Genomic DNA, 26,829 nt, shown 5'->3' with positions numbered 1-26,829 from the left:
GCGCGAATTTATTGACGGCGAAATCCCCTCGCGTCAATGGCGGCCGCGATCGTGTCCGCATCTTTCAGCGTCAGGATGATCAGCGGGCCGATGACGGTCAACGGCCGGACCGGCAGCCCGCGTGCCCGATGCGCTTCGGCGAGTGCCTGATACCGGGTGAAGATATCGGGCACGAACCGCAACACGAGGCCAAGCGCCAGGCCGACATCTGCCGCCCTCAGGAGACCGAGGCGCTCCAGCGGCTTCAGAAGGATCGTTATCTCGTCCATGAAAGCGCCGATCGTCGTGGTCGCCGTGACCGCAGCGGCGAAGAGCACGAGAGCCATCAGCCGCAAGACGAGCGCCGCGACCTGCGGCACGGGAACGAGGAACAGATTGACCGCGGCAAGGATCAGTATGGTGAAGAAAACGAAACCGACGCGCGACAGCGCTTCGCGCGGACTCAGCCCGAGCGAGAGATAAAGCCAGCCGCTGAGGAGAAAGGCAGGTAGCAGCAGGAAGGGTGAGTCCGTCGCAAAGAGCGCGATGCTCAAGACGGCGAGCGCGACGAGCTTGGCGCGCACCGGCACGCGGTGAAACCAGCTTGCTCCCTCGACATAGAGGCTCGTCAGCATCCGGCGACCTCGTGATAGCGCCGGATGGTTTCGTCCGGCGCTCCATCGGCAACGATGCGGCCCTCGTGGAAAAGCAGGACCCGTTCGGCGCTCTCGGCAAGCGCCAGATCATGGGTGATGACGATCGTGTCTTCGTGGAGCGTGTCGATCGTCTCGGCGACCATCCGGCGGTTTCTGAGGTCGAGCTGATTGGTCGGCTCGTCGAGGATCAGGATTCTCGGCCCGGTGACGATGACGCTCGCCATGGCGACGAGCTGCGTTTCGCCTCCGGAAAGCTCATGCACCCGCCTTCGTGCGAGATGGCTGACGCCGAAGCGTGCAAGGACCGCCTCGGTCCGCGACGAGATCTCATCCGCCGGCAGCCCGCGATTCTTGAGCCCGAAGGCGATATCGTCGATGACGATCGGCATGATCAGCTGGTGCTGCGGATTTTGAAAGATGAAGCCGGCCTCAGTGAGCACCGCCCTGTCGTCCTCGACCGTGTCGAGGCCGTTGACCTTGACCCGTCCGGTCGTCGGCTTGACGAGCCCGTTGATCAGCCGTGCGAATGTGGTCTTTCCGGAGCCATTGAGACCGATGACGCCGACCCGCCGCTCATCGAGGGCGAGGCTCAAAGGTTGAAGCGCGACCCGTTCGCCGAAGCTGACCGAGCAATCGGTAAAGCGGATTTCCAAGCCGTCGGTCCTCGCGATGTTTTGCGTGATCGCTCTATAGGACAAGTCGATCGTAAAGGGCAATGTAGTGCGGACAATACATCTATTGCCGTCTGACGTTTGAAACTTGGGAATAAAAGCCTACTCTCTGTTCATGACGATTCGCCTTTCCAATCGCGATGCCCGGCGCATCTTCCTCGCCAAGCAGGGGCTCTCGGCCGCGCCGCATCGCGCGCTCGGCAAGGACGGCTTGCTGCAATTGATCCACGACATCGGCTTCGTGCAGGTCGACAGCATAGCGACCGTCGAGCGGGCCCATCATCAGATTCTCTTTTCCCGCAATCAGACCTATCGCCGCGAGCATCTGGCCGAGCTCCTGGAAAAGGACGGCGAACTCTTCGAACATTGGACCCATGACGCTTCGATCATACCGAGCACCTTCTTCGTCTACTGGAAGCATCGCTTCAAATGGGAGAGCGAAACGCTCCGCGAGCGCTGGCGCAAATGGCGCGGAGAAGACTTCGATGCGGGCTGCGAGGAGACCTATGCGAGGATCGCGAACAATGGCGCCGTCATGGCGCGCCACCTCAAGGAGGACGGCCACGAATCCGGCGGCTGGTGGAACTGGCACCCGTCGAAGACGGCTCTCGAGGTGCTCTGGCGCCAGGGCAAGCTTGCGATCGCCCGGCGCGAGAATTTCCAGAAGGTCTATGATTTGACGGAACGCGTCATTCCCGCCCGCCATTACGACGGCGAGGTCGCGCATGAGGAGTTCATCGACTGGGCCTGCCGCAGCGCGCTCGAGCGGCTGGGCTTCGCCACCCACGGCGAGATCGCAGCCTTTTGGGATCTCGTGTCGCCGGACGAGGCGAAGGACTGGGTCGCCGCCCATCGCGACGAACTGTGCGAGATCGTCATCGAGCCTGCCAATGGCGGCAAGCCGCGCCCGTCCTTTGCCTTCGCCGGCTTTCCCGACGGGCTCGGCGACATTCCCGACCCGCCCGCCCGCGTCCGGGTGCTGAGCCCGTTCGACCCGCTGCTGCGCGACCGGAACCGGGCCGAACGGCTTTTCGACTTCTTCTTCCGTATCGAGGTTTTCGTACCGGAGCCGAAGCGGGAATATGGCTATTATGTCTTCCCTCTGCTCGAAGGCGACCGAATGATCGGCCGCATCGACATGAAAGCCGACCGCAAGCGCGGAAGCCTCGACGTTCGGCGCCTCTGGCTGGAACGTGGCGTCAAACCCTCTTCGGGCCGGATGGAAAAACTCATGGCCGAACTCGACCGCATCGCCCGCTTTGCCGGCGTCGAGGAGGTCAAATTGCTCGAGGGCTGGAACGCTGCCCTTTCCTGACCGATTTTTCGTGCTTTGTTTTTTCTTGGCTTGCGGGCCGGCGCTCCCTAAATGGAGCCAGTAAGTTTCACGACCCAATCCTTCACGGCAGGGAGCAGAACCATGGACACCAACCTGATGAGCCTCTTCGATGCGGACGAGGCGACGGTCCGCAAGGTTCTCTCCGAAACGCTTGCCGGCGCCGATGACGGCGAGCTCTTCCTCGAACATGCGCAGGCGGAGGTGCTTTCCTTCGACAACGGCCGCCTGAAGGGTGGCAGTTTCAACACAGACCAGGGCTTCGGCCTGCGCGCCGTCGCCGGCGAAGCCGTCGGCTACGCCCATGCCGGCGAACTGTCGCTTGCGGCCCTGAAGAGGGCGGCGGATGCCGTGGAGCAGGTGACCCGAGGCTATTCCGGCTCCTACGCGGCAGCCCCGCAGCGCACCAACAAGAAGCTTTACGGCGACGAGAACCCGATCGGCGAGCCGAGTTTCGAGACCAAGGTCAAGCTGCTTCAGGAGATCGACGCCTATCTGCGCGCCAAGGAGCCGAAGGTCCGCCAGGTGACCGCGACTGTCGCGGCGAGCTGGCAGGTCGTGGATATTCTGAGAGCCGACGGGCACCGCGTCCACGATGTCCGGCCGATGACGCGGATCAATATCTCCGTCGTGGTCGGCGAGGGCGACCGTCAGGAAAGCGGCTCCTTCGGTATCGGCGGACGGCGCGGCTTCGGCGATTTCATAACCGAGGAAAACTGGAAAAGCGGAGCGGACGAGGCTCTGCGGCAAGCGCTCGTCAATCTCGAGGCGATCGATGCGCCGGCCGGCACCATGGACGTCGTGCTTGCCTCCGGCTGGCCGGGCGTCATGCTGCACGAAGCCGTCGGCCACGGCCTGGAGGGTGACTTCAACCGCAAGAAGACCTCCGCTTTCGCCGGGCTGCTCGGCGAACAGGTCGCTGCGAAGGGCGTCACGGTCGTCGACGACGGCACGATCGAAGCCCGGCGGGGCTCCATCTCGATCGACGACGAGGGAACGCCTTCCGGCTACAATGTCCTGATCGAGGACGGCAAGCTCGTCGGATATATGCAGGACCGGCAGAACGCCCGTCTGATGGGCATGGAACCGACCGGCAACGGCCGCCGCCAGGGCTACGCCCACGTGCCGATGCCGCGCATGACCAACACCTACATGCTTGCCCGGGACCGCACGCCCGATGAAATCATCTCGTCGGTGAAGAGGGGCATCTATGCCGTCTCCTTCGGTGGCGGCCAGGTCGATATCACCTCAGGCAAATTCGTCTTCGGCTGCACCGAGGCCTATCTGATCGAGAACGGCAAGGTCGGAGCGCCCGTCAAGGGCGCGATGCTGATCGGCAACGGTCCGGATGCGATGAAGCGGGTGACGATGGTCGGAAACGATACGAAGCTCGACACCGGCATCGGCAATTGCGGCAAGGCCGGCCAATGGGTCCCGGTCGGCGTCGGCCAGCCGCACCTGCGCATGGATCAGATCACCGTCGGCGGCACGCAAGCCTGACAACGTTCCCTCATCTCTGTGCTTGTCACAGAGATCCAGCAGCGCCGCGTCTGCGGCGCGGAAGAGTTTTTCAGCCCAAGGACTTGGTCTGGCTGGATTCCTGTGACGAGCACAGGAATGAGGAGCGGAGGAGTTGCGGACTCTACCCCCCATCAGGAAGCAAGACGCAGTCATAGGACCGCTTTTTCAGGATGCTGCAGGCGGTCGCGGCCGCCTCGCGACTGGCGAAGCCCGCGAAACCTATGCGATAGGCTCCGCCCGAGCCTGCGGTCTCGGTGTGGGGGGCGGCGCCGAGAAGGGCTGCGCCGCCGGCCGATTGCGCTTCGACGAGCATCTTGCGCGCACCTTCCGCCGTCGGTGCGGTGGAAATCTGAATGCGCCAGCCGCCGGCCGGTGGTGCCGTACTCGCGGCCGCCACCGCGGTTGGCCGGTCCGCCGGGACGATACCGGCCATCGGCGCTGCGGCGACAGGTTCGACCGCGGGCTGGGTACCCACATAAGACAAGGAAACGCCGGGCAAGCTTGCCACGTCGGCCAGGCGGGGTGCGCTTGCCGCTGCGATCATTGGGCGGCCGGGCGAGGAGACCCTGCCCAGGTGCTGGTCGAGGAGCGCCGCCATCTTCTCATCACGGCTTCGCGCGCTTCGCCCGCCGAGCACCACGCCGATGAGGCGGCGGTTGCGGTCGTTCACCGCGCTTACGAGATTGTAGCCGGAGGCCCGCGTGTAGCCGGTCTTGATACCGTCCATCCCCTGGTATCGATACATCAGATTGTTGTGGCCTCGGATCACGCGGCCGCGGAAGGCGAAACTCTGGACCGAGAACAGGCGGTACTCGCGTGGATAGTGTCGCATGAGTGCCACGGCGAGCCGCGCCATGTCGCGGGCCGTGGTCACCTGTTCGCTTGCCGGCAGACCCGAAGCGTTGACGAAGAATGTGCGGTTCATGCCGAGCTGGCGCGCCTTTGCATTCATCATTCTCGCAAAGCCTTCCTCGGAACCGCCAAGCCGCTCGGCCATCGCTGCCGCCGCGTCGTTGGCCGAACGGACGATCATGCCGTAGACAGCCTCTTCGACGGTGATCGTTCCTCCGGCCTTGACGCCGAGCTTCGTCGGCGGCTTGCGTGCAGCGGTCGCGGACATGGGCACAGGCGTTTTCCAGGCGATCTGGCCGCGGTGAAGCGCTTCGAAGGTCATGTAGAGCGTCATCATCTTGGTGAGAGACGCGGGATGGTGGAGCGTGTCGGGGTTTTCGGCAGAGAGAACCCGGCCCGTCCGAGCGTCGACGACAAGCGAGGCGTTGCCTGCCATTGCCTGAACGGCACCGAAGAAAAGCACGGCGATCGTCGCCATAGCCAATCGAAAGCTCGTCATCGAACTCCCCCTCATAGAGATGTGCGGCCGATATCGACGCGGTACGCTGTTTTGACAGGCTCAAGGCGTAGTTGCAACCTCGCCGCCCAGACGCGGCCCGCTCTTTCGCATCGCCCGGCCGATTCAGCAAGGCTTAACCCCGCAGACGTTACCGTCCGGGCCGCAGCGCCTGTCCAAGCTCGGCATGAAGATTTGAGAAGACGGAAGAAGATGAAACACGGCTTCGCGGGTCTGGTCCGCTACCATGCCAAGCGCACCGCTATCACCGGCGGGCTCGAGGCTGCGCATCTGCTTGCGCGGGCGCGGCTGATGGGCGCGGCTCGCGGGCGCGGGGCGATCTTCACCCTGCATCATGTTCGCCCGAAGGTTCCGCGAGCTTTCGATCCCAACGCCCACCTGGAAATCACACCGGCATTCCTCGAAGAGGCGATCGTGACTTTGAAACGGGACGGCTATCGCCTCGTCCCGCTGGATGACCTGCCCGCCTGCCTTGCTTCCGCCGATAACCGGCCCTTCGCCTGCTTCACTCTCGATGACGGCTACCGCAATAATCTCGATCACGCCCTGCCGGTCTTCGAGCGCCACGGCGTGCCCTTCACCGTTTTCGTCACGGCCGGTTATCTCGACCGCAGCCATACGCTCTGGTGGGAAACGATCGCCGATCTCCTGTCCGTCTGCGGCAGGTTTCGTTTCGATTTCGGCGCAGGTGAGGAAGCAGTAGCGAGCGACAACCTTGCGCAGAAGCAGGCCGCCTTCGATCGGATCGCCGCCTATGTCCATGGCAGCGATGAGGCCCATGCGCTCGCGACACTGAATAAGGCCGCGCACGAGCACGGCATCGACCCGCTGGCCATCACTGAGCGTCTGACGCTCGACGAGGAGGGTCTCCGGAGCATGATCCGAAGTCCGCTTGCGAGCCTCGGCGGGCACACGATCAGCCATCGCGCACTCGCGCGGCTTGGCGACGACGAGGCGCGCCGCGAAATTTCAGCCTCCGCCGAACGCGTCAGGACGATCACCGGTCGCCGGCCCTCTAGCTTCGCCTATCCCTATGGAGACAGGCTCGCGGTTTCGCCCCGCGATCATCGGCTGGCGGCGGAACTCGGATTTGCCGTGGCGGTGACGACGCAGCCCGGCATGCTGTCCCAGGCTGCAAATCCTCATGCGCTGCCGCGGATTTCGCTCAACGGCCATTTCCAGGCCGCGCGCTATGTGACCGCGCTCGGTTCCGGCATCCCGTTCCGGCTCCTTGCCCGCCGGGCAGGTTGACTCGCGGTGGCAGCGTCTTTTCGTCAGGGGTACATCCGCACTTTCGTCCAGCCGCCATCCGGCGTTTCGCGGCGGAACTCGACACGGTCGTGCAGCCGGAAGGGGCGGTCGTGCCAGAATTCGATCGACAGCGGACGGATGCGGAATCCGGACCAGTAGTCCGGACGTGGGATCTCGCCGATCGCATGCCGAGCCGTGTACTCGGCGACGGCCTTCTCCAGCGCAAAGCGGCTTTCGAGCGGCCGTGACTGCTTCGATGCCCAGGCGCCGATGCGGCTGCCGCGGGGCCGGCTCATGAAATATTCGTCGGCTTCCTCGTCGGAGACGATTTCGACCGGACCGCGCAGACGCACCTGGCGGCGCAGCGATTTCCAATGGAAACACAGGGCCGCCTTACGGGTCGCGAGCATTTCCCGGCCTTTCTGACTCTCGAAATTCGTGTACAAGACGAAGCCGCGTTCGTCGAACCCCTTGAGCAGGACCATGCGCACATTGGGCATGCCATCCGGGTCGACGGTCGCAAGGGCGACGGCGTTCGGATCGTTCACCTCGTTCTTTTCGGCTTCCTTCAGCCATGTGCCAAAAAGGGAAAAGGGCTCGCTTGCTTCCGTGAAGTCACCGGTTATTAACTCGTTCGCGGTCATATTGTTTTCCAATGCCGTGTGTCTGGCGCGGGAACGCTTCGGGATGAGCCCGAGTGGTGTTTCCGCATCGTAATAATGTCAGAGCCTGCCTGCGGACTTCCTCGGGACGTGGTGCGCTCTGGCGAGTCTGACAGGATTGCCGTGCAAGACATAGCAAAGCGGAACGATGGCAAGAAGGGTCTTTCCTTCGCATTGCTGCGCAGCGCGGCAATTTGCGTGACGATTCTCGCCCTGCCGGGGTGCATGGGCGCGGGCCTCGACGTCTTCGGGGGATCGGGCGTCGATCGTTCGGTCTCGACCGGAACCGTGCCGGTGGCGAAGACATCCGACGGCCTTTCCGATGCCATAGCCGTGCGCGACCTCGTTACCTCTGCCGACATCAGTCAGGGCCGCCACGACAGCACTATCCCCTGGGCCAATGCGAATTCCGGCAGCGCCGGCGTCATCAGCAGCATCCAGGAAGACCATGCCTCGGGCATGCGTTGCCGCCGCTTCACGACGACCCGGCACTCCTTCGAGGGCATTGCCAAGTTCGATGGCAACACCTGCCAGCTCGGCAACGGGGAATGGTACCTGACGAGCTTCGGCCCGCGGAGCTGAAATCGCAGGTTAACCATATTGCCGCAAAGCGGCCGGCGAAGCGTCCCGGACGATGCTTTCGGCAGCGCGTCCCCGCCTCCGACTAACCGATAGTTAGCAACTTCGCCCGATCATCTCTCGTGGACGGAGAAGGTTTTTGCAGACCCTCTTCGATCGTCGTGAGGTGTCAGGCGGGCATCCGGGGAGGGACCGCCGAGTAAAGAAAATGATAGCAGCCATGCGCGATCCCTATGCAATTCTTGGTGTGCGTCGCACCGCCGGCCAAGAGGAAATCAAGGCGGCCTGGCGCTCCGTAGCCAGAGCGGTCCACCCCGATCACAACCAGGACGATCCCTCCGCCAACGAGCGCTTCGCGGAAGCGGGCAGGGCCTATGAGCTGCTTCGCGACCCGGTGCGCAGAAGCCGCTACGACTGGGCGCGGCGCGAGGCGGAGCTTCGTCGCATGGAGGCGATGAAGGAGAAGATGCGAGGCGCGGAGGTGCCGGACGAGCCTGTCGGCGCCGAAACGGCCGAGGAAGCGATTTCGCGCATATTCGGCGTCGAGCCGCAGGCCACTGCCGCGAGGCCGAAGTCTTCCGCGCGTCCCGCCGAAAGGGAACGTGCGCCGGCGGAAGCCAAAACCGAGCCTGCCGCCGAAGCAAAACAAGAGCAGCCGAAAGCCGACGCGCTTGCCCGTCGCTCGATCATGCCGGCGGCGGATCTGGTCGCGGCGATCGTCCAGCGTATTCGCGGACGCATCGCGAAAACGGCCGAGAAGGTGCCCGATCTTGCCGTCGACGTTCACGCCAGCGTCGAAGACGTGATCAATCTCGCGCGCGTGCCGGTGGAGCTTCCGGATGGAGAGCTGCTGAAGGTCCCCATCCCGGCCGGCGCGACGGACGGCCAGGCGATCCGCCTGAAGGAGCAGGGCTACCGTGTTGCCGGGATGGCGCGCGGCGACGTGGTGGCAACCCTGCGCCTCAGTCAGGACGGCCCGTTCCGGACCCGCGGTCTCGACCTCGTCACCACATTGCCGATCGATCTTCAGAACGCGGTTCTCGGCTGCGAAACGACGATCGAGGCACCGAACGGACCGCTCACGGTGGCCGTACCGGCTTGGTCGGGCTCCGACAAGGAGATCCGCATCGCCGGCAAGGGCTTGCGCGGCGCCGACGGGGAAAGCGGCGACCTGATCGTCGAATTGCGGGTGGTGCTGCATGAAAAACCGGACGACAAGGTGACGGACCTCATGCGATCCCAACGTGACGGCCTCTTTTTATGAAGCTTTTCTGACAAGCTGAACCAATATTACGGGGACTAACAGTTCCTGATCCGCCTCCTGCTTGAACCGCTGTGGCGCCTATGCCATAGGCAATGCTCGACAATTTGCCGCACCCGCTGCAGGAGGCGCGGCATCCTGGCATTTGTGAAATTTTGCCACCGGCAGCAGCTGGTGGAGGCAGACAGTATTGGGGACATTCCATGGCTCAGGCATCGGGTCTGATGAATGGCAAGCGCGGCGTCATCATGGGCGTCGCAAACAATCGCTCGATTGCGTGGGGCATCGCGAAGGCCTTGGCCGAGGCAGGGGCTGAAATCGCGCTGACATGGCAGGGCGATGCTTTGAAAAAGCGCGTCGAGCCGCTGGCGCAGGAGCTTGGTGCCTTCATGGCCGGCCATTGCGATGTGACCGACCTCGCCACGATCGATGCCGTATTCTCGGCCCTCGAAGAGAAGTGGGGCAAGATCGATTTCGTTGTGCACGCGATCGCCTTTTCCGACAAGGACGAATTGACGGGGCGCTACCTGGATACGAGCCGCGACAACTTCGCGCGTACGATGGACATTTCGGTCTATTCCTTCACGGCGGTCGCCGCACGTGCGGATCGCGTCATGAACGACGGCGGCTCGATACTGACGCTCACCTATTACGGCGCCGAGAAGGTTATGCCGCACTATAACGTCATGGGTGTCGCCAAGGCGGCCCTCGAGGCAAGCGTTCGCTATCTGGCGGTCGACCTCGGCAACCGCGGCATCCGCGTCAACGCGATCTCCGCCGGTCCCATCAAGACGCTTGCTGCGTCCGGCATCGGTGATTTCCGCTACATCCTGAAGTGGAACGAATACAACGCCCCGCTGAAGCGCACAGTCTCGATCGAGGAGGTCGGCAATTCTGCCCTCTACCTGCTTTCCGATCTGTCGAGCGGCGTTACGGGCGAAGTCCATCACGTCGATTCCGGCTACCACACGGTCGGCATGAAGGCCGTTGACGCGCCGGACATCAGCGTTCTGAAGGATTGACAGCCTTTGCTCGACAGCCGCCATGCGTCCTTCGGCCGCATGGCGGCTGTAACACTTTGAACTGCTGCATGTTCTATCTTCAAACCGGCTGCGGTTTGCGGATTGTGCGGTAGGGATCGCGGCGGCTCGCCCGGAGTGGACATTGTGCTCATCTACATGGTTCGCCATGGACAAACGGACTGGAATGCGGAGAGCCGCCTTCAGGGTCAGAAGGACATCCCCCTCAACGAGACCGGGCGGCAGCAGGCGACCGGGAACGGCGTCGCGTTGAGCAGGATCATCGGGAGCGGCGCGGCCGACTTCGATTTCGTCAGCAGCCCCCTCGGCCGTACGCGCGAAACCATGGAGCGTCTTCGGCGGGCGATGGATCTCGATCCCTTGGCCTACCGCACCGACGAGCGTCTGAAGGAAGTGTCCTTCGGCGACTGGGAAGGCTACACGCTTCCCGAACTGAAGCGGCTCGTGCCCGAGCGGATCGCGGAGAGGCGCGTCGCGAAATGGGATTTCATTCCGCCCGGTCCTGACGCCGAGAGCTACGAAATCCTGTCCTGGCGTGTCGGTGCCTGGCTCAGGAGCGTGACGCGGCCTACGGTCTGCGTCAGCCATGGCGGCGTTATCAGGGCGTTGTTCAAGCTGCTTGGGGAGATGGATGCCGATGAGGCGGCGGCCGCTGCGATACCGCAGGACCGCCTGCTGAAAATCGTGGATGGCTCGATAGGCTGGCTCTGACGCCGCAAACCTACTGAAGGATCTCCAGGTCGTTGATGACGCGCTTGCCGTCGACTTCGGTGTAGAAGACAAGCACCTTGACGCCGGCCTCCAGCCCCTCGAAGTTGAACTCCTCTGGCGCCTGGTAGCTCTTGCCGTCATCGAGGGAGAGGCTCAGCCGGTCGGTATCGACGCTGGTGATCACGGCTTCGACGTCGGCACTCTCGGCAAGCGCGGAGAGCGGCGAAAGCAGGCTTGCGGTGGCCATGAGCGTGGCAATGACAAATCGCATCCTTCTTGCCCTCTTCAATGATTCTGCGAATTTTGTTGTCCTCACGCTTTGATCCCCGATTGTGGCAAAAGTAGCCCTATGTTGTTGCTTTTTCGATGCAGTTGCCCGCCGCATGGGAGGGTGAAGGCCGGTTCAGAGAATTACAACCCGATGATTCCGTGAAAGCGGCGGAGCGGCTCTGCGGCAGCCGCTCTCGCCGGGTTTTCCACGGGAATTTCACGGCATCTTCCTTAAGGCGCCAAGCCTGGGGAACAGGGGAGATGGCACCCGCGCCAGCCGACGCGCAGAAGGACTTTCCCGCGTGCCCGCTTTCCACTAAGAGAGGGCACGCGCGTCTGACGCGTGGCCCTCGGAGCGGGCCAACTGCGGCTCCGGGGTGATTGGAATAGACGCGAGGGGGTCCATCGGCCATCTTCGCGATCCGGAGTTCGGTAGCCGCCATGTCGCACAATACATTCGGTCATCTTTTCCGCGTCACGACCTGGGGCGAAAGCCACGGTCCCGCACTTGGCTGTGTCGTCGACGGGTGTCCGCCCGGAATTCGCTTTACGCTCGCCGAAGTCCAGGCCTGGCTCGACAAGCGCAAGCCCGGCCAGTCGCGCTTCGTCACCCAGCGTCGTGAGGACGACCTTGTGAAGGTCCTTTCCGGCGTGATGCTCGATGACGACGGCGAGACGATGATTTCGACCGGTACGCCGATCTCGATGATGATCGAGAATACCGACCAGCGTTCCAAGGATTATTCCGAGATCGCCAAGCGATACCGTCCCGGCCATGCCGACTATACCTACGATGCGAAATACGGCATCCGCGACTACCGCGGCGGCGGCCGTTCCTCGGCGCGCGAGACGGCTGCGCGCGTGGCGGCGGGCGCTATCGCGCGCAAGGTCGTGCCGGGCCTGGTGGTCCGCGGTGCACTCGTCCAGATCGGCAAGCACCGGATCGACCGGTCCAATTGGGACTGGGCGGAAGTGAACAACAATCCGTTCTTCGCACCCGACCCGGCGATCGTGCCCGTCTGGGAAGAATATCTCGACGGCATCCGCAAAGCGGGATCGTCGATCGGCGCCGTGGTCGAGGTGGTTGCCGAAGGCGTTCCGGCCGGCATCGGCGCGCCGATCTATGCGAAGCTCGATCAGGATATCGCCGCCAATCTGATGTCCATCAACGCGGTCAAAGGCGTCGAGATCGGCAACGGCTTTGCCGCAGCCGAGATCAGCGGCGAGGAGAACGCCGACGAGATGCGCATCGGGGCGCAGGGCGAGCCGGTTTTCCTGTCCAACAATGCCGGCGGCATTCTGGGCGGGATCGCGACCGGGCAGCCGGTCGTTGCGCGCTTCGCCATCAAGCCGACCTCGTCCATTCTCACGGAGCGCCGTTCGATCGACAGCGACGGCAAGGAGGTCGACGTGCGCACCAAGGGCCGCCACGACCCCTGCGTCGGCATTCGGGCGGTGCCCATTGGGGAGGCCATGCTTGCCTGCGCCATCGCCGATCACTATCTGCGTGACCGCGGTCAGACCGGGCGGCTGAAGTAACTCGACTGCTGCAGCGGCCTTTGCGTCTGAAACACGCGCGGCGCTGCAGGAAAAGGTGCGCAGCGGTTTCCCGTCAGGCATTGCGCCAAACAAGATATTCGCGGAGGCAATATATATGTCCTACGACCAGAAGCGCGTCGTCGAAGCCATTCGCGCCTTCGAAGCAGGCGAGATCGTCGTCGTCACCGACGACGGCGGCCGCGAGAACGAGGGCGACCTGATCGTCGCAGCGGTGCACTGCACGCCTGAGAAGATGGCGTTCATCGTGCGCCATACGTCCGGCATCGTCTGCACGCCGATGCCGCGCGAGGAGGCAAAACGCCTCAACCTGAATGCGATGGTTGCCGAGAACGACTCCGCCCACACCACCGCCTTCACGGTGTCGGTCGATTTCAAGCACGGGACCACGACCGGCATTTCCGCAGACGACCGAACGCTTACGGTCAGAAACCTTGCCAATCCGAATGTCGGGCCGACGGATTTCGTACGGCCGGGCCACATATTCCCTCTCGTGGCGCGCGAGGGCGGCGTGCTGATGCGCTCCGGCCATACCGAGGCCGCCGTCGATCTCTGCAGGCTCGCGAGCCTGCCGCCGATCGGCGTCATCTGCGAACTCGTCAACGATGACGGCACCGTCATGCGTGGGCCGCAGGTCGAAGCCTTCGCGGAAACGCACGGCCTGAAGCAGGTCTCCGTGGCCGATCTCATTGCCTATCGCCAGCGCAAGGAGACCTTGATCGAGCAGGGCCATTCCTTCGAAATGGACACGCCCTACGGCAAGGCCAAGGGCCACACCTATTCGCTGCCCTGGGACACGATGCAGCACCTGGCCGTGGTTTTCGGAGACATTCGCGACGGCGTCGACATTCCGGTGCGTCTCCACCTCGAAAATGTCGGAGCCGACGTCTTCGGCCGCGGCCGCCAGATCGACGAGATCATGAAGCGCATCGCCGCCGAGGGGAGGGGCGTCATCGTCTATCTGCGGGAGGGCTCCGTGGGGGTCGGAATTTCGCAGACAGCGCGAAAGGGCAAGCACGAGAGGGAGGTCCACTCGGAGGCACAGGAGCGCGAAAGCGAGTGGCTGGAGATCGGCCTCGGCGCGCAGATCCTGAAAGACCTCGGCATCACCTCCATTCGCCTTCTTTCGTCGCGCGAGCGGCATTATGTCGGCCTGGAGGGCTTCGGCATCAAGATCGCCGCGACCGAGATTCTGTAAATCCGGAAGAGCCCAAAATAAAAGCCGCGTCACCCGACGCGGCTCCCTCGCCTTGAAGCAAGCTGCCGTTACGGCAGGGCGTCGTAGCCTTCGTCGAAGCCCTTGAGGTCGACGGGGATGCCAATGCCTTCCTCGGGCGACTGGAAAACGATGAAGGTCGCCGTCGCGCCGGCGCGGAAGGTCTTGAGAAGCTCGTCTTCGAGCACGACCTCGGCGTAGCAGCCGTCGGAGAAGCAGCGCACGAAATAGGCGCGGCCGATGTCCTTGCCGTCGACATTGAGGCCGAGGCCGTTCGGCAGGAGCACGCCGAGCGGCGCAAGCACCCGAAGGATCTTCGCCTTGCGGTCGGCGGTCTTGAGGACGACGACCGAGAGACCGACTTCAGGCCTGTCTTCGGCGATGACGTTCTGCATCAGCGCGCACTGTTCGGCCGAGGCGCCCGCCGGCTGGTCGCAGACGATCGACCACGCGCCGTGATTTGACTTCACCGTGCCCGGCGTTGCGTTGGATTGCTGGGCCAAGCTTGCTGCGGGGAGTGCGAAGGCGGCAATTGCGAGCGCGGCCAGGGCGGGCAGCCGGGAGAAGAGGGACAGGCCCATGTAAACCTCAAAAACCTCGAATCATTAGGGCTATTCTTGAAGCGCGCGAGGATAAATGAAAAGCCCTGGTCGTTACATTCCAGTGTCATATGGCCGAAATTGGGCCCTCCCGGTACGAAATCGGCGTGCCGAGGGCCGCTTTCTCTCCGCCGGTGAGCGTGGCTGCCCGCAAATGGGGCGGCGAATGACCGGTCCGCGCGCGGGCGCCGGTGCGTGGGAGGGCTTTCGACCGGTTGCGAGGTCTCCTGTGCGAAAACTTCCGCTTTGTGCAAAAATGCCGCACGAGGTTGCTTGGACAGATGTTGCGGCGCTGGTCAAACTGTGGTTTGAAGCGCTTCAGTATCGCAGGGATTCTGCGTTCCGGGTTTGATCCTGATCAAGCGCATTGGGGAGACGTAATTGTGAAAAACAAGGCCTATGCAGTTCTGGCAGCGCTTGCCTGTCTGCTTTTTGCTTCGAGCGCCTTTGCTGACAAGCCTGTCGACTGGCAGACGAACTTTCAGGCGGCTGCTACGGGCATCATGGAAGAAATCACGTGGTTTGAACACTACACCCTGTGGTTCATCATTCCGATCACACTTTTCGTTCTCCTGCTGCTGGTCATCGTGGTCGTCAAGTTCCGCGAGAGTGCCAATCCTGTTCCGTCGAGGACCAGCCACAATACGCTGATCGAAGTCGTCTGGACGGTCGGCCCGGTTATCGTGCTGCTTTTCCTTGCGATTCCCTCATTCCAGCTTTTGACCGCGCAACTCACGCCTCCGGAGAATCCGGACCTGACGGTCAAGGCGACCGGCAACCAGTGGTACTGGTCCTATGAATATGAGGTCGGCGAAAACCCGCTCTCCTTCGATAGCCTGCTCCTGAAGGACGAGGATCGTGCGGGCCTCGGCAAAGAGGACAAGGCGCAGTATCCGCGTCTTCTCGCCGTCGACAACGAAGTCGTCGTGCCGGTCGGCAAGACCGTTCGCCTGCTCGTCACGGCTGCCGACGTAATTCATGCCTTCGCCATGCCGGCTTTCGGCGTCAAGATCGACGCGGTTCCCGGCCGTCTCAACGAGACCTGGTTCAAGGCCGACCGCGAAGGTCTCTATTACGGCCAGTGTTCCGAGCTCTGCGGCAAGGATCACGCCTATATGCCGATCGCCGTCCGCGTTGTCGCGCAGGATAAATACGACGCCTGGCTCGCCGCCGCCGCAACCAATGTCGGCGAAGCGAACAAGGCGCTCATGGCGTCCGTCGACGGCGCGGCCAAGGCCGTTGACGTCGCCGACAACGCCGCACAGTAATCGGAAGTGGAGCTTGACCATGGCTGGAACAGCCGTTCATCACGATCAACGCCATGATCATTCCGATCATGGCCACGCGGACCACGCGCACAAGCCGCTGACCTTCTTTCAGCGCTGGTTCCTGTCGACCAACCACAAGGACATCGGTACGCTCTACCTGATCTTCGCGATCATCGCCGGCATCATCGGCGGCACGCTGTCGGTCTTCATGCGCGCCGAACTGCAGGAGCCGGGCATCCAGATCTTCCACGGTCTGGCCCAGATGGTCTATGGTTTCGAGGGTGATGCTGCCATCGACGGCGGCAAGCACATGTTCAACGTCTTCACGACCGCTCACGCGCTGATCATGATCTTCTTCATGGTCATGCCGGCGCTGATCGGCGGCTTCGCCAACTGGATGGTGCCGATCATGATCGGTGCCCCGGACATGGCGTTCCCGCGCATGAACAACATTTCCTTCTGGCTGATCGTGCCGGCCTTCCTGCTGGTGCTGCTTTCGATGTTCGTCGAAGGTCCTGCAGGCGCCTATGGCGCGGGCGGCGGCTGGACGATCTATCCGCCATTCTCGACATCCGGCATGCCCGGGCCCGCGATGGATCTCGCGATCCTCGGCCTGCACATCGCCGGCGCCTCGTCGATCCTCGGCGCGATCAACTTCATCACCACCATCCTCAACATGCGCGCTCCGGGCATGACGCTGCACAAGATGCCGCTCTTTGCCTGGTCGGTTCTGATCACCGCCTTCCTGCTCCTGCTCTCGCTGCCGGTTCTCGCAGGCGCGATCACCATGCTGCTGACGGACCGCAACTTCGGCACGACCTTCTTCGCGCCGGAAGGCGGCGGCGACCCGATCCTGTTCCAGCACCTGTTCTGGTTCTTCGGTCACCCGGAAGTGTACATTCTGATTCTGCCGGGCTTCGGCATCGTCAGCCACATCATCTCGACCTTCTCGCGCAAGCCGATCTTCGGTTATCTCGGCATGGCTTACGCCATGGTCGCGATCGGCGCCGTCGGCTTCATCGTGTGGGCGCACCACATGTACACGGTCGGCATGTCGCTCCAGACGCAGCGCTACTTCGTCTTCGCGACGATGGTCATCGCCGTGCCGACGGGTGTGAAGATCTTCTCCTGGATCGCGACGATGTGGGGCGGCTCGATCCGCTTCGCGACCCCGATGGTCTGGGCGATCGGCTTCATCTTCCTGTTCACCGTCGGCGGCGTCACGGGTGTCCAGCTCGCCAATGCCGGCCTCGACCGTGCGCTGCACGACACCTATTACGTGGTGGCGCACTTCCACTACGTGCTGTCGCTCGGCGCCGTCTTCGCAATCTTCGCGGCCTGGTACTACTGGTTCCCGAAGATGACCGGCTACATGTACTCGGAGTTTCTCGGCAAACTGCATTTCTGGGTGATGTTCGTCGGCGTTAACCTGATCTTCTTCCCGCAGCACTTCCTCGGGCTCGCAGGCATGCCGCGCCGTTACATCGACTATCCGGACGCCTTTGCCGGCTGGAACATGGTTTCGTCCTACGGCTCCTACATCGCGGCAGTCGGCGTGCTGATCTTCCTCTTCTGTGTCGCCGAAGCTTTCGCGAAGAAGCGCGTTGCGGGGGATAACCCCTGGGGCGAAGGCGCCAACACGCTGGAATGGCAGCTGTCTTCGCCGCCGCCGTTCCACCAGTGGGAGCAGCTCCCGCGGATCAAGTGACGGGTAACGAACAGAAGCCGCCGGTTTCGGCGGCTTCTCCCCGCCGGCAGGCCGGCGTGACGCGGCTGTTTCTGCCGCAGCAAGTTCAAGGTACGGACATGACGGTCATCGGCAATCACGAGGTAGTTGGCATGGAAGGCGCACCGCGACTTTCCGAGGCCTCTGCACGCGATTATTTCGAGCTCCTGAAGCCGCGTGTCATGTCTCTCGTCGTCTTCACCGCATTCGCCGGGCTCGTCCTTGCCCCCGGCCATATCAATCCGTTCATCGGCTTCACCGCCATTCTATGCATCGCCATCGGAGCCGGCGCTTCCGGTGCGCTGAACATGTGGTACGACGCGGATATCGACGCGGTGATGAGCCGCACGGCCAAGCGTCCGATTCCGGCTGGCAAGATTCTGCCCCAGGAGGCGCTTGCCTTCGGACTGACCCTGTCGGCGTTCTCGGTTATCATCCTCGGGCTCGCCGTCCACTGGTTCGCAGCCGGGTTGCTCGCCTTCACGATTTTCTTCTACGTGGCCATCTATACGATGTGGCTGAAGCGCTCGACGCCGCAGAACATCGTCATCGGTGGAGCCGCCGGGGCCTTCCCCCCGATGATAGGCTGGGCCTGCGTGACCGGCGGCGTGTCGGTCGAAAGCATCGTGCTCTTCCTCATAATCTTTCTCTGGACGCCGGCGCATTTCTGGGCCCTGGCTCTCTTCAAGATGGGCGATTACGGCGCGGTCGGCGTGCCGATGATGCCGAATGTCTGCGGGGAGGCGACGACCAAGCGGCAGATCGTCATTTACGCAGTGCTCACCGCAGTCAGCGGCGTCTGTCCCACCTTGCTCGGCTTCGCGAGCCTCGGCTATGGAGCCTTTGCCACGGCCATGGGGCTCGGCTTCGTCTGGTATTCGCTGGGCGTACTGCGCATGCCCGAAGGCGACAAGCGCATGGTGCCGGCGAAAAAGCTCTTCGCATTCTCGATCGCGTATCTTTTCGCGATATTCTCGGCGCTCCTGGTTGATTACGCGATCGCCCGGATCTGGCTTGGAGGCATTGTCTGATGGAAGCCGTTGAACTCAACGAAGCTCAGAAGAAGTCCCGCCGCGGCCGCAACATCGCGCTCGGCATCGTGCTGGCGGCCCTGGTCGCAATTTTCTACGTCGTCACGCTGGTCAAGGTCGGCGGCGGCATGGTGAATTGAAGGCGTTGCGCATGGCGGACAATGGGCAGGCAGATCGGAAGGAACGCTCGAACGGCGTGATCGTCGGCACGTGCCTTGCCTTTGTGGCAGGCATGATCGGCATGGCCTATGCGGCCGTTCCGCTCTACGACATGTTCTGCCGGGTCACGGGCTATAACGGCACCACGCAGCGGGTCGAGCAGGCATCCGACCTCATCCTCGACGAGAAGATTAAGGTCACGTTCGACGCCAACGTCGCTGCCGGACTGCCCTGGGAGTTCGTCCCGGTTCAACGGGATATCGACGTCAGGATCGGCGAGACGGTGCAGATCATGTACCGTGCGAAGAACCTGGCTTCCACGCCGACGACGGGCCAGGCGACCTTCAACGTGACGCCGATGGCGGCCGGTGCCTATTTCAACAAGGTGCAATGCTTCTGCTTCACGGAGACGACGCTTGAGCCGGGCGAGGAAATGGAGATGCCGGTCGTCTTCTTCGTCGATCCGGAGATCGTCAAGCCGGTAGAGACGCAGGGCATCAAGACTTTGACGCTGTCCTACACCTTCTACCCGCGCGAACCCTCCAAGCCGGTCGCGCAAGTGAAGGCGAAGGCCGAAAACAAACTTTGACATGAGCGCCTTTTCGGCTATGCCGGACGGCGACAAGAGAGGACTATCGGGGGTTATCGACATGGCCGGAGCGCACCAGAAGCAACACGACTATCACATCATCGACCCGAGCCCGTGGCCGCTGCTTGCCTCCATCGGAGCCTTCGTCATGGCCTTCGGCGGCGTCGGCTACATGCGCTATCTCTCCGGCGGCTCGTTCAAGATGTTCGGGCTTGAGTTCGCCAATCCGTGGGTCTTCTTCATCGGTCTGGCGCTGATCCTTTACACCATGTTCGGCTGGTGGTCGGACACCATCAAGGAAGCGCATGAGGGCCACCATACCCGCGTCGTGTCGCTGCACCTGCGCTACGGCATGATCATGTTCATCGCTTCCGAGGTGATGTTCTTCGCTGCCTGGTTCTGGGCTTTCTTCGACGCCAGCCTCTTTCCCGGTGAAGCGATCCAGGCCGCGCGCGCCGAGTTCACCGGCGGCGTCTGGCCGCCGAAGGGCATCGAGGTCCTCGATCCCTGGCACCTGCCGCTCTACAACACCGTCATCCTGCTGCTCTCCGGCACGACGGCGACCTGGGCACACCATGCGCTGCTGCACAACGATCGCAAGGGCCTCGTCTACGGCCTGACGCTCACGGTCCTGCTCGGCGTTCTGTTCTCCTACGTGCAGGGCTACGAATATGCGCACGCGCCGTTCGCCTTCAAGGATTCGATCTACGGCGCGACCTTCTTCATGGCGACCGGCTTCCACGGTTTCCACGTGCTGGTCGGCACGATCTTCCTGCTCGTCTGCCTGCTGCGCGCCCTGCGGGGCGACTTCACGCCGAAGCACCACTTCGGCTTCGAGGCGGCGGCCTGGTACTGGCATTTCGTCGACGTCGTCTGGCTGTTCCTCTTCTTCTCCATCTATATCTGGGGTGGCTGGGGCGCGCCGATCGCCCACGGCTGACGCCGTTATGCTTCGATGATGACGGGGCGGCTGAGAGGCCGCCCCGTTTCATTTGAACATATGGCTTATTTCGGCTGGCTGGCGTTTTTGACGCAGATGTTCGATTGGACGAATGGCTGCATTGCCGTTACCAATGCCGAGATGGACGAAATCCGGGACATGGTTCCCAACAATACCGCGATCGTGACCAACCCATGAACGAAGACAAGGCGCTCTATCCGCCCGTCGATCCCGTGATGACGGGAATCAAGGGTCTTTGCCCCCGCTGCGGACAGGGAAAGCTCTTCGACGGGCTGCTGAAGGTTCGGCCGGCCTGCAGCAGTTGCGAGCTCGATTATGGTTTCGCGGATTCCGGCGATGGTCCGGTCGTCTTCGTCATCCTGATCGTCGGCTTCGTCGTCGTCGGCGCGGCGCTCTGGATGGAGATCAATGTCAACCCGCCGCTCTGGCTGCATTTCCTCCTGTGGATTCCGCTTGCAACCGTCTTGAGCCTGGCGCTGACGCGTATGCTGAAGGGCGTGCTCATCAATCTCCAATACCGCAACAATGCACGTCCCGGTGAAATCGACCGTGGTTGACGAGCGCATGCCGGCTCCGCGCAGCCGCGCCGGCCGTGCGGCCGGCGTTGTCCTGGTGCTCGCCGCTTTCGCTGTGCTCGTGTCGCTGGGCACCTGGCAGATGCAACGGCTGCATTGGAAGGAGGCGTTGATCGGCGCAATTGCCGAGCGGCGCTCGGCGCCGGCCGTCTCGTTCGACAAGATCGAGGCCATGGCCGCGGCCGGCGGGGATATCGACTACCGGACAGTGTACGTGTCCGGCGTGTACGACCACGGCAAGGAGCGCCATTTCTTCGCCACCCATGAAGGCCGCACGGGCTTCTACGTCTTCACGCCTCTTATGCTGGCCGACGGCCGAGCCATTTTCGTGAACCGCGGCTTCGTCCCCTTCGAGAAGAAGGATGCCTCCACGCGGGCCGAAGGGCAGATCGCCGGACGTGTGACCATCAACGGTCTGGCGCGGCCGAAGCTTTCCGGAAAGCCGTCGTCCCTGGTACCGGACAATGACGCCGCCAAGAACATCTTCTACTGGAAGGACCTCGATACGATGGCGGACTCTGCCGGCCTCGCATCCGATCGCGTCGTTTCCTTCTTTATCGATGCGGATGCATCGGACAATCCCGGCGGTCTGCCGATCGGCGGCGTGACCCAGTTCGATCTGCCGAACAATCACCTGCAATATGCGCTGACCTGGTACGGCCTTGCAGCCGCCCTCGTCGCGGTCAGCGGCATCTACATCTACCGGCGCAGGCGGTAGGGCGCGCCGGTTCTTCCTTGTGTGCCCGGTCGTTGCCGCTATATATGGCCCATGCCGACACCCGGCTTTGTTCGTTCCACTGGCGTTTTCATGATGGCCCCATCCGCAGCAGCAAAAACCCCGATCACCATCCGCCTCTGCGGGCCGCGTGGCTTCTGCGCGGGCGTCGACCGGGCGATCCAGATCGTGGTGCTCGCGCTCAAGGAGTTCGGCGCGCCGGTCTATGTCCGTCATGAGATCGTGCATAACCGTTACGTGGTGGAGGGGCTCGAAGCCAAGGGGGCGATTTTCGTCGAGGAGCTCGACGAAATCCCGCCCGAGCACCGCAAGCAGCCCGTGGTCTTCTCCGCCCATGGCGTGCCCAAATCCGTTCCGGCCGATGCTGACGAGCGCAATCTCTTCTATCTCGACGCAACCTGCCCGCTCGTCTCGAAGGTGCACAAGCAGGCGATGCGCCATCATCGCATGGGACGCCACGTCGTGCTGATCGGCCATGCCGGACATCCCGAGGTCATCGGCACCATGGGGCAATTGCCGGAGGGGGCGGTCTCCCTCGTCGAAACCGTCGAGGATGCCGACGTCTATATGCCGCCGGACGCGGACAATCTCGGTTTCGTCACGCAGACGACGCTCTCGGTCGACGATACCGCCGGCGTCATCAAGCGGCTGCATGAGCGCTTTCCGAACCTGACGGCTCCTGCGGCCGATTCGATCTGCTATGCCACCACGAACCGGCAGGAAGCGGTGAAGCAGGCGGCGCCCGGCTGCGACCTTTTCCTGGTCGTCGGCGCACCCAATTCATCGAACTCGAAGCGCCTCGTCGAGGTTGCGCTGAGGGCAGGGGCGAAAAAAGCCGTTCTCGTCCAGCGCGCCTCGGAAATCGACTGGGCGACGGTGGGGGATATCTCGATGGTCGGGTTGTCGGCGGGTGCTTCCGCGCCGGAGGTGATCGTCAACGAGATCATCGAAGCGTTCCGCGAGCGCTACGATGCCACGGTCGAGCTTGCCGACACGGTGGAGGAAAACGAGCACTTTCTCGTCAACCGCGAGCTCCGGCACGTCGAACTGACGGGGGCCGACATGGCCTTCGTCAACGGCGAGTAGCGAAGCTAGAGCATTTCAATGTTTCATGGAAACACTGGAAGGCTCTACCCATTTGAACCAACGCACTTCCGGACAGAAAACCGTTACACACTTTTCCTGGAAGTGCTCTAGCCGCTTAAATCTCGCAATTAGCATCTCTGGAAAGTAACGCGCCTTGGCAGTTTATACCGATATCACGGAAGACGAGCTGATCCGTTTCCTCGCCGCCTATGAGGTGGGATCGCTGACCTCCTACAAGGGGATCGCCGAAGGCGTGGAGAATTCAAACTTCCTTCTCCACACGACCAAAGGGGCCTATATCCTCACGCTCTACGAGAAGCGGGTAAACGCCGACGATCTGCCGTTTTTCCTGGGCCTCATGCATCACCTCGCCGAGCGTGGGCTTTCCTGCCCGCTGCCCCTTCCACGCGCCGACGGCAAGCTTCTCGGAGCGCTCTCAGGAAGACCTGCGGCCGTGATCTCGTTTCTGGAAGGCATGTGGCTGAGGAAGCCCGAGGCGCAGCACTGCCGCGAGGTCGGCCGGGCGCTCGCATCGATGCACCAGGCGGGTGAGGGCTTTCCCCTGAAGCGCCCCAACGCGCTCTCCGTCGAAGGCTGGCGACCGCTATGGCGGAACTCCGAAGCGCGTGCCGACGAGGTTCAAGCCGGCCTCAAGGACGAGATCGCGACGGAGCTCGCCTCTATCGAGGAGCATTGGCCGAAAGACCTGCCGGAAGGCGTGATCCACGCTGATCTCTTCCCGGACAACGTGTTTTTCCTAGGCGATCGTCTTTCCGGCCTTATCGATTTCTATTTCGCCTGCAACGATTTCCTTGCCTACGACGTCGCCATCTGCCTGAACTCCTGGTGCTTCGAGAAGGATGGCTCCTACAACATCACCAAGGGCATGGCGCTGCTTTCCGGCTATGAGAGCGTGCGGAGATTGACGGCGGAAGAAATCGAGGCGCTGCCGCTGCTTGCGCGCGGGTCCGCGCTCCGCTTCTTCCTGACGCGCCTCTATGACTGGCTGATGACGCCGCCGGGCGCGCTTGTGGTCAAGAAAGATCCGCTCGAATATCTGACGAAGATCCGCTTCCACCGCGCCATCGTCTCGAGCGCCGAATATGGCCTCAGACGCGAAGGGGCCCCAGCATGAAGCACGTCGACATCTTTACCGACGGTGCGTGCTCGGGAAATCCCGGACCGGGCGGTTGGGGCGCGGTCCTGCGATACGGCGACGTGGAGAAGGAAATGTCCGGCGGAGAGGCGGAGACGACGAACAACCGCATGGAGCTTCTCGCGGCGATCTCTGCCCTCAACGCGCTCAGGCAACCCTGCGAGGTCGATCTCCATACCGACAGCAAATATGTGATGGACGGTATCTCCAAATGGATACACGGCTGGAAGCGCAACGGCTGGAAAACCGGCGACCGGAAGCCGGTGAAGAACGGCGAGTTATGGCAGGCGCTCGATGAGGCAAGGAACCGCCACAACGTGACCTGGCACTGGGTGAAGGGCCACGCCGGCCATCCGGAGAACGAACGCGCCGACGAACTTGCCCGCAAGGGCATGGAACCGTTCAAGAAGGCGCGTCGTGCGGACGCGGTGAAATAGAAAGCTCTCCGTCTGTTATTGCCCCTCATCCCGCTGCCGCGACCTTCTCCCCGCACGCGGGGAGAAGGGGCAAGCGGCGAACGGTCTTTCCCGAGCGCTCGCTCTAGAACTGGAGCATGCCGCTTGTCCCTTCGCCCCGCGTGCGGGGAGAAGGTGGCCGGCAGGCCGGATGAGGGGCAGATGCACGCAGTCCGTTTTAAGAATCAAAGCAGCTCAAGCATCGCGGCCGCACCGGAAGCGGTCGCCTGTCCCGGGCTTTCCTCGATGTTCAGCGCCTTGACGACGCCGTCCTCGACCAGCATCGAATAGCGTTTCGAGCGGATGCCGAGCGTGCCGGCCGAAAGATCGATCTCCATCCCGATCGCCTTGGTAAAGGCGGCATTCCAGTCCGAGAGGAAATGGATCTTGCCCATGCCGCCGGAATGGGTCGCCCAGGCGCCCATCACATGCAGGTCGTTGACCGCGACAACGGCGATGTCGTCGACCCCGCGCGCAAGAATGGCATCGCGATTTTCCAGATAGCCGGGCAGGTGGTTGAGCGAGCAGGTCGGGGTAAAAGCACCCGGCACGGCGAAAAGAACCACGCGTTTGCCCTTGAAGAGCTGCTCGGTCGTTACCTCGACCGGGCCGTCTGCGGTCTTCTCCTTGAAGGTGGCGTTGGGCAGCTTGTCTCCGACGGCAATGGTCACTGGTCTCTCCTCGTCTCTATGCAGTAGCGGGGTTTCGCAGGACTATAGGGTCGGCTCAATCAAAGGCAAGCATCGTTTCCATGCTGCGGCTGCCCGCGCGCAGGGTGAGCGTGATCGGCTTACCCGCGATGTTCTTGTCCTTGCCGGAGAGCTTCACCGGAACGTCGGCCCGACGCTCGGCGCCCTGCGCATCGTGAAAAACCGGCTTGCCGAAAAAGACGCCGGGCGGCCCGGCGAGAAAGAGATCGGCTGACCCGGCAGCCGCATCCGGCGGCAACAGGAACTCGAGTCGTACCATGCCGGCGGCCGCATCGAATTTCGCGTTCACCACCCTGAAGTTCTCGGACGGCTGCTCCGGCAGTGCGGAGAAAGCCTTTTCGATGCGCGCACCGTCGAGCGGATTGTCGAACTCGCCGCTTTTGAGCGCGACGGTCACATCCCCCTGCACGGGAATGCAGATATCTTCGCAGATGCCGAGGAAGACGGAGGCCCGGATGGTGACGTCGCCGCCGTTGCCGGTCCTCTTCAGCGTCAGCGGGAACGCCACCGGCACATCATATCCGGTGTAGCGTCCCGGTCCTTCGCCGAACGTCTTCGGCACCGGGAAGCGGATCGACTGCAGCGAGACGCCGCCGGAGGGATCGAGGGTGACCTGCGGCGGTATGCCGCTTGCGCCCGGATCCCGCCAATAGGTCTTCCAGCCGGGGTTGAGCCGAACCTCGAGAATGGCGGGAATGGCACCATCCGGCTTCGGTTGCGAAGCGACAATGCGGAAATCGCCGCCGGGTGAGGTCACCCATTCGCTGGCGGCTCCATAGGACCGGGCAGGCAGAAAAAAAGCGAGGAAAAGGCTTGCCGTCGCGATGCGCTGGGCCATCTTCATTGGGGTCGAGCGTCGGGTCATGCCAAAGCTGTATCGCGTTTCGCCCTTGGTCTCCAGCGGTCCCGATATGCCGCTGCGATCATAATTGCTTGATCGGCAAGACGAGAGCATGGACAGGGTGTCGCTTGCGTGGGCGCAAATTTCGGCGAGCGCCACGTAGAAGCGCTTTTCATTTCGTCGCGAATTGATAGGCTATCATCATCATGGCGAAAAACGTGCTGCATACGATACGCGAACGCGGCTTCCTTGACGGTCAATTCCTGATCGCCATGCCCGGCATGTTCGACACCAATTTCGCCCGGACGGTCATCTTCGTCTGCGCCCATTCCGAAGACGGGGCGATGGGCTTCATCCTGAATCGTCCGCAGCGCCTGACCTTCCCGGATGTTCTGCTGCACCTGCAGCTTCTCGACCCGGATGAGGCGATCCGCCTGCCGTCGGCTACGCGCGAGTTCCAGATCCAGGCCGGGGGCCCCGTCGAGACCGGGCGCGGCTTCGTACTGCATTCGGACGATTACCTGAGCGACTCCAGCATTCCCGTCAGTGACGACATCTGCCTCACGGCGACGCTCGATATCGTCAGGGCGATCTCGCGCGGCGAGGGACCTCTCAAGGCGACCATGCTGCTCGGCTATGCGGGCTGGGGCCCAGGCCAGCTGGAGGCCGAAATCACCCAGAACGGCTGGCTGACTTGTCCTGCGCAGGAGGAGCTGATCTTCAGCCGGGACCTCGACGAGAAGTACGACAGAGCGCTGGCCCTGATGGGTGTCAGCCCGGCGATGCTCTCGACGGACTCAGGCCACGCCTGAAAACTGATTGATTGCCCCTCATCCGCCTGCCGGCACCTTCTCCCCGCAG

The 26,829-nt window shown here is 62.8% G+C and carries 30 protein-coding genes; 22 read left to right on the top strand and 8 right to left on the bottom strand.

Annotation, left to right across the window (positions count from 1 at the left end):
* Positions 1-8 precede the first annotated feature (8 nt).
* Positions 9-614: a CbiQ family ECF transporter T component gene (locus M1D43_RS09160; RefSeq protein WP_003535821.1), complete on the bottom strand. Its 606-nt coding sequence runs from the start codon at positions 612-614 to the stop codon at positions 9-11.
* Positions 608-1,288, bottom strand: coding sequence for an energy-coupling factor ABC transporter ATP-binding protein (locus tag M1D43_RS09155; protein ID WP_153313254.1), 681 nt, complete (start codon positions 1,286-1,288; stop codon positions 608-610). Before M1D43_RS09155 ends, M1D43_RS09160 begins: the two co-directional genes overlap by 7 nt.
* Before the next feature lie 133 nt (positions 1,289-1,421).
* Between M1D43_RS09155 and M1D43_RS09150 the strand changes: the two genes are divergently transcribed.
* Together M1D43_RS09150 and tldD are read left to right on the top strand one after the other, a co-directional pair.
* A complete protein-coding gene (locus M1D43_RS09150; protein WP_153320470.1) occupies positions 1,422-2,621 on the top strand; it encodes a winged helix-turn-helix domain-containing protein in 1,200 nt (399 codons plus the stop codon).
* 102 nt (positions 2,622-2,723) lie between these two features.
* Positions 2,724-4,139: a metalloprotease TldD gene (gene tldD, locus M1D43_RS09145; RefSeq protein WP_153313253.1), complete on the top strand. Its 1,416-nt coding sequence runs from the start codon at positions 2,724-2,726 to the stop codon at positions 4,137-4,139.
* A 142-nt stretch (positions 4,140-4,281) separates the two neighbouring features.
* Here the strand turns inward: tldD and M1D43_RS09140 are convergent, their stop codons facing one another.
* Positions 4,282-5,511 (bottom strand): D-alanyl-D-alanine carboxypeptidase, encoded by a 1,230-nt coding sequence (locus M1D43_RS09140; protein WP_027992626.1) that lies wholly within the window; start codon positions 5,509-5,511, stop codon positions 4,282-4,284.
* Positions 5,512-5,721: 210 nt separating this feature from the next.
* On the opposite strand from M1D43_RS09140, the gene M1D43_RS09135 reads away from it, so the two are divergent.
* Positions 5,722-6,780, top strand: a complete 1,059-nt coding sequence (locus tag M1D43_RS09135; RefSeq protein WP_153313252.1) for a polysaccharide deacetylase family protein — start codon at positions 5,722-5,724, stop codon at positions 6,778-6,780.
* A gap of 23 nt (positions 6,781-6,803) precedes the next feature.
* Here M1D43_RS09135 and pdxH read toward each other — a convergent pair whose 3' ends face one another.
* Positions 6,804-7,424 (bottom strand): pyridoxamine 5'-phosphate oxidase, encoded by a 621-nt coding sequence (pdxH, locus tag M1D43_RS09130; RefSeq protein ID WP_013844109.1) that lies wholly within the window; start codon positions 7,422-7,424, stop codon positions 6,804-6,806.
* A 141-nt stretch (positions 7,425-7,565) separates the two neighbouring features.
* On the opposite strand from pdxH, the gene M1D43_RS09125 reads away from it, so the two are divergent.
* The 4 genes from M1D43_RS09125 to M1D43_RS09110 all read left to right on the top strand — a co-directional run bounded on the left by M1D43_RS09125 (position 7,566) and on the right by M1D43_RS09110 (position 11,033).
* The gene (locus M1D43_RS09125; RefSeq protein ID WP_318853539.1) at positions 7,566-8,024 is read left to right on the top strand and encodes an RT0821/Lpp0805 family surface protein; all 459 of its coding nucleotides are present in this window, start codon (positions 7,566-7,568) and stop codon (positions 8,022-8,024) included.
* Between the two features lie 205 nt (positions 8,025-8,229).
* A complete protein-coding gene (locus tag M1D43_RS09120; RefSeq protein WP_015007281.1) occupies positions 8,230-9,285 on the top strand; it encodes a DnaJ C-terminal domain-containing protein in 1,056 nt (351 codons plus the stop codon).
* 200 nt (positions 9,286-9,485) lie between these two features.
* Positions 9,486-10,304: an enoyl-ACP reductase FabI gene (gene fabI / locus M1D43_RS09115; protein WP_003532347.1), complete on the top strand. Its 819-nt coding sequence runs from the start codon at positions 9,486-9,488 to the stop codon at positions 10,302-10,304.
* A gap of 144 nt (positions 10,305-10,448) precedes the next feature.
* The gene (locus M1D43_RS09110; protein WP_003532346.1) at positions 10,449-11,033 is read left to right on the top strand and encodes a histidine phosphatase family protein; all 585 of its coding nucleotides are present in this window, start codon (positions 10,449-10,451) and stop codon (positions 11,031-11,033) included.
* Between the two features lie 10 nt (positions 11,034-11,043).
* On the opposite strand, the gene M1D43_RS09105 is transcribed toward M1D43_RS09110, so the two are convergent.
* Positions 11,044-11,304 (bottom strand): DUF1344 domain-containing protein, encoded by a 261-nt coding sequence (locus M1D43_RS09105; protein WP_003532345.1) that lies wholly within the window; start codon positions 11,302-11,304, stop codon positions 11,044-11,046.
* A gap of 440 nt (positions 11,305-11,744) precedes the next feature.
* Here M1D43_RS09105 and aroC point away from each other — a divergent pair, with 440 nt between their 5' ends.
* Both aroC and ribB read left to right on the top strand, forming a co-directional pair.
* Complete coding sequence (gene aroC, locus M1D43_RS09100) at positions 11,745-12,842, top strand: chorismate synthase (RefSeq protein ID WP_010968904.1); 1,098 nt, start codon at positions 11,745-11,747, stop codon at positions 12,840-12,842.
* 115 nt (positions 12,843-12,957) lie between these two features.
* Positions 12,958-14,058, top strand: coding sequence for a 3,4-dihydroxy-2-butanone-4-phosphate synthase (ribB, locus tag M1D43_RS09095; RefSeq protein WP_003532339.1), 1,101 nt, complete (start codon positions 12,958-12,960; stop codon positions 14,056-14,058).
* A 68-nt stretch (positions 14,059-14,126) separates the two neighbouring features.
* Here ribB and M1D43_RS09090 read toward each other — a convergent pair whose 3' ends face one another.
* Entirely contained in the window at positions 14,127-14,657 is a 531-nt protein-coding gene (locus M1D43_RS09090; RefSeq protein ID WP_003532333.1) for an invasion associated locus B family protein, read from the bottom strand.
* A 401-nt stretch (positions 14,658-15,058) separates the two neighbouring features.
* Here M1D43_RS09090 and coxB point away from each other — a divergent pair, with 401 nt between their 5' ends.
* The 12 genes from coxB (at position 15,059) to rnhA (ending at position 24,399) form a co-directional block, all read left to right on the top strand.
* On the top strand, positions 15,059-15,943 hold the full coding sequence (coxB, locus tag M1D43_RS09085) for a cytochrome c oxidase subunit II (RefSeq protein WP_027989677.1): 885 nt from the start codon (positions 15,059-15,061) through the stop codon (positions 15,941-15,943).
* 19 nt (positions 15,944-15,962) lie between these two features.
* Entirely contained in the window at positions 15,963-17,651 is a 1,689-nt protein-coding gene (gene ctaD / locus M1D43_RS09080) for a cytochrome c oxidase subunit I (protein WP_003532329.1), read from the top strand.
* Positions 17,652-17,749: 98 nt separating this feature from the next.
* Entirely contained in the window at positions 17,750-18,700 is a 951-nt protein-coding gene (locus tag M1D43_RS09075; RefSeq protein ID WP_027989676.1) for a heme o synthase, read from the top strand.
* The gene (locus M1D43_RS09070; protein ID WP_153313251.1) at positions 18,700-18,840 is read left to right on the top strand and encodes a cytochrome c oxidase system small membrane protein; all 141 of its coding nucleotides are present in this window, start codon (positions 18,700-18,702) and stop codon (positions 18,838-18,840) included. Before M1D43_RS09075 ends, M1D43_RS09070 begins: the two co-directional genes overlap by 1 nt.
* Positions 18,841-18,851: 11 nt before the next feature.
* On the top strand, positions 18,852-19,448 hold the full coding sequence (locus M1D43_RS09065; RefSeq protein WP_010968908.1) for a cytochrome c oxidase assembly protein: 597 nt from the start codon (positions 18,852-18,854) through the stop codon (positions 19,446-19,448).
* A gap of 61 nt (positions 19,449-19,509) precedes the next feature.
* Positions 19,510-20,388: a cytochrome c oxidase subunit 3 gene (locus M1D43_RS09060; RefSeq protein ID WP_003532322.1), complete on the top strand. Its 879-nt coding sequence runs from the start codon at positions 19,510-19,512 to the stop codon at positions 20,386-20,388.
* 60 nt (positions 20,389-20,448) lie between these two features.
* The gene (locus tag M1D43_RS09055; protein WP_003532320.1) at positions 20,449-20,586 is read left to right on the top strand and encodes a L,D-transpeptidase; all 138 of its coding nucleotides are present in this window, start codon (positions 20,449-20,451) and stop codon (positions 20,584-20,586) included.
* Positions 20,583-20,966, top strand: coding sequence for a DUF983 domain-containing protein (locus M1D43_RS09050; RefSeq protein WP_003532319.1), 384 nt, complete (start codon positions 20,583-20,585; stop codon positions 20,964-20,966). The genes M1D43_RS09055 and M1D43_RS09050 overlap by 4 nt, the downstream gene beginning before the upstream one ends.
* Positions 20,935-21,702: an SURF1 family protein gene (locus M1D43_RS09045; protein ID WP_192923398.1), complete on the top strand. Its 768-nt coding sequence runs from the start codon at positions 20,935-20,937 to the stop codon at positions 21,700-21,702. Before M1D43_RS09050 ends, M1D43_RS09045 begins: the two co-directional genes overlap by 32 nt.
* 93 nt (positions 21,703-21,795) lie before the next feature.
* Positions 21,796-22,806, top strand: coding sequence for a 4-hydroxy-3-methylbut-2-enyl diphosphate reductase (ispH, locus tag M1D43_RS09040; protein WP_003532315.1), 1,011 nt, complete (start codon positions 21,796-21,798; stop codon positions 22,804-22,806).
* Between the two features lie 154 nt (positions 22,807-22,960).
* Entirely contained in the window at positions 22,961-23,941 is a 981-nt protein-coding gene (locus M1D43_RS09035) for a homoserine kinase (protein ID WP_153313250.1), read from the top strand.
* Entirely contained in the window at positions 23,938-24,399 is a 462-nt protein-coding gene (rnhA, locus tag M1D43_RS09030) for a ribonuclease HI (protein ID WP_003532311.1), read from the top strand. The genes M1D43_RS09035 and rnhA overlap by 4 nt, the downstream gene beginning before the upstream one ends.
* 203 nt (positions 24,400-24,602) lie before the next feature.
* On the opposite strand, the gene M1D43_RS09025 is transcribed toward rnhA, so the two are convergent.
* The gene (locus tag M1D43_RS09025) at positions 24,603-25,088 is read right to left on the bottom strand and encodes a peroxiredoxin (protein ID WP_003532309.1); all 486 of its coding nucleotides are present in this window, start codon (positions 25,086-25,088) and stop codon (positions 24,603-24,605) included.
* Between the two features lie 55 nt (positions 25,089-25,143).
* Entirely contained in the window at positions 25,144-25,971 is an 828-nt protein-coding gene (locus M1D43_RS09020) for a protein-disulfide reductase DsbD domain-containing protein (protein ID WP_013844115.1), read from the bottom strand.
* Between the two features lie 203 nt (positions 25,972-26,174).
* Here M1D43_RS09020 and M1D43_RS09015 point away from each other — a divergent pair, with 203 nt between their 5' ends.
* On the top strand, positions 26,175-26,780 hold the full coding sequence (locus M1D43_RS09015) for a YqgE/AlgH family protein (RefSeq protein WP_003532305.1): 606 nt from the start codon (positions 26,175-26,177) through the stop codon (positions 26,778-26,780).
* Positions 26,781-26,829 lie beyond the last annotated feature (49 nt).

The sequence above is a fragment of the Ensifer sp. R1-3 genome (genome assembly GCF_056739175.1).
Note: the sequence above shows the minus strand (reverse complement) of the source record. Positions and strands in the feature narration are given on the sequence as shown.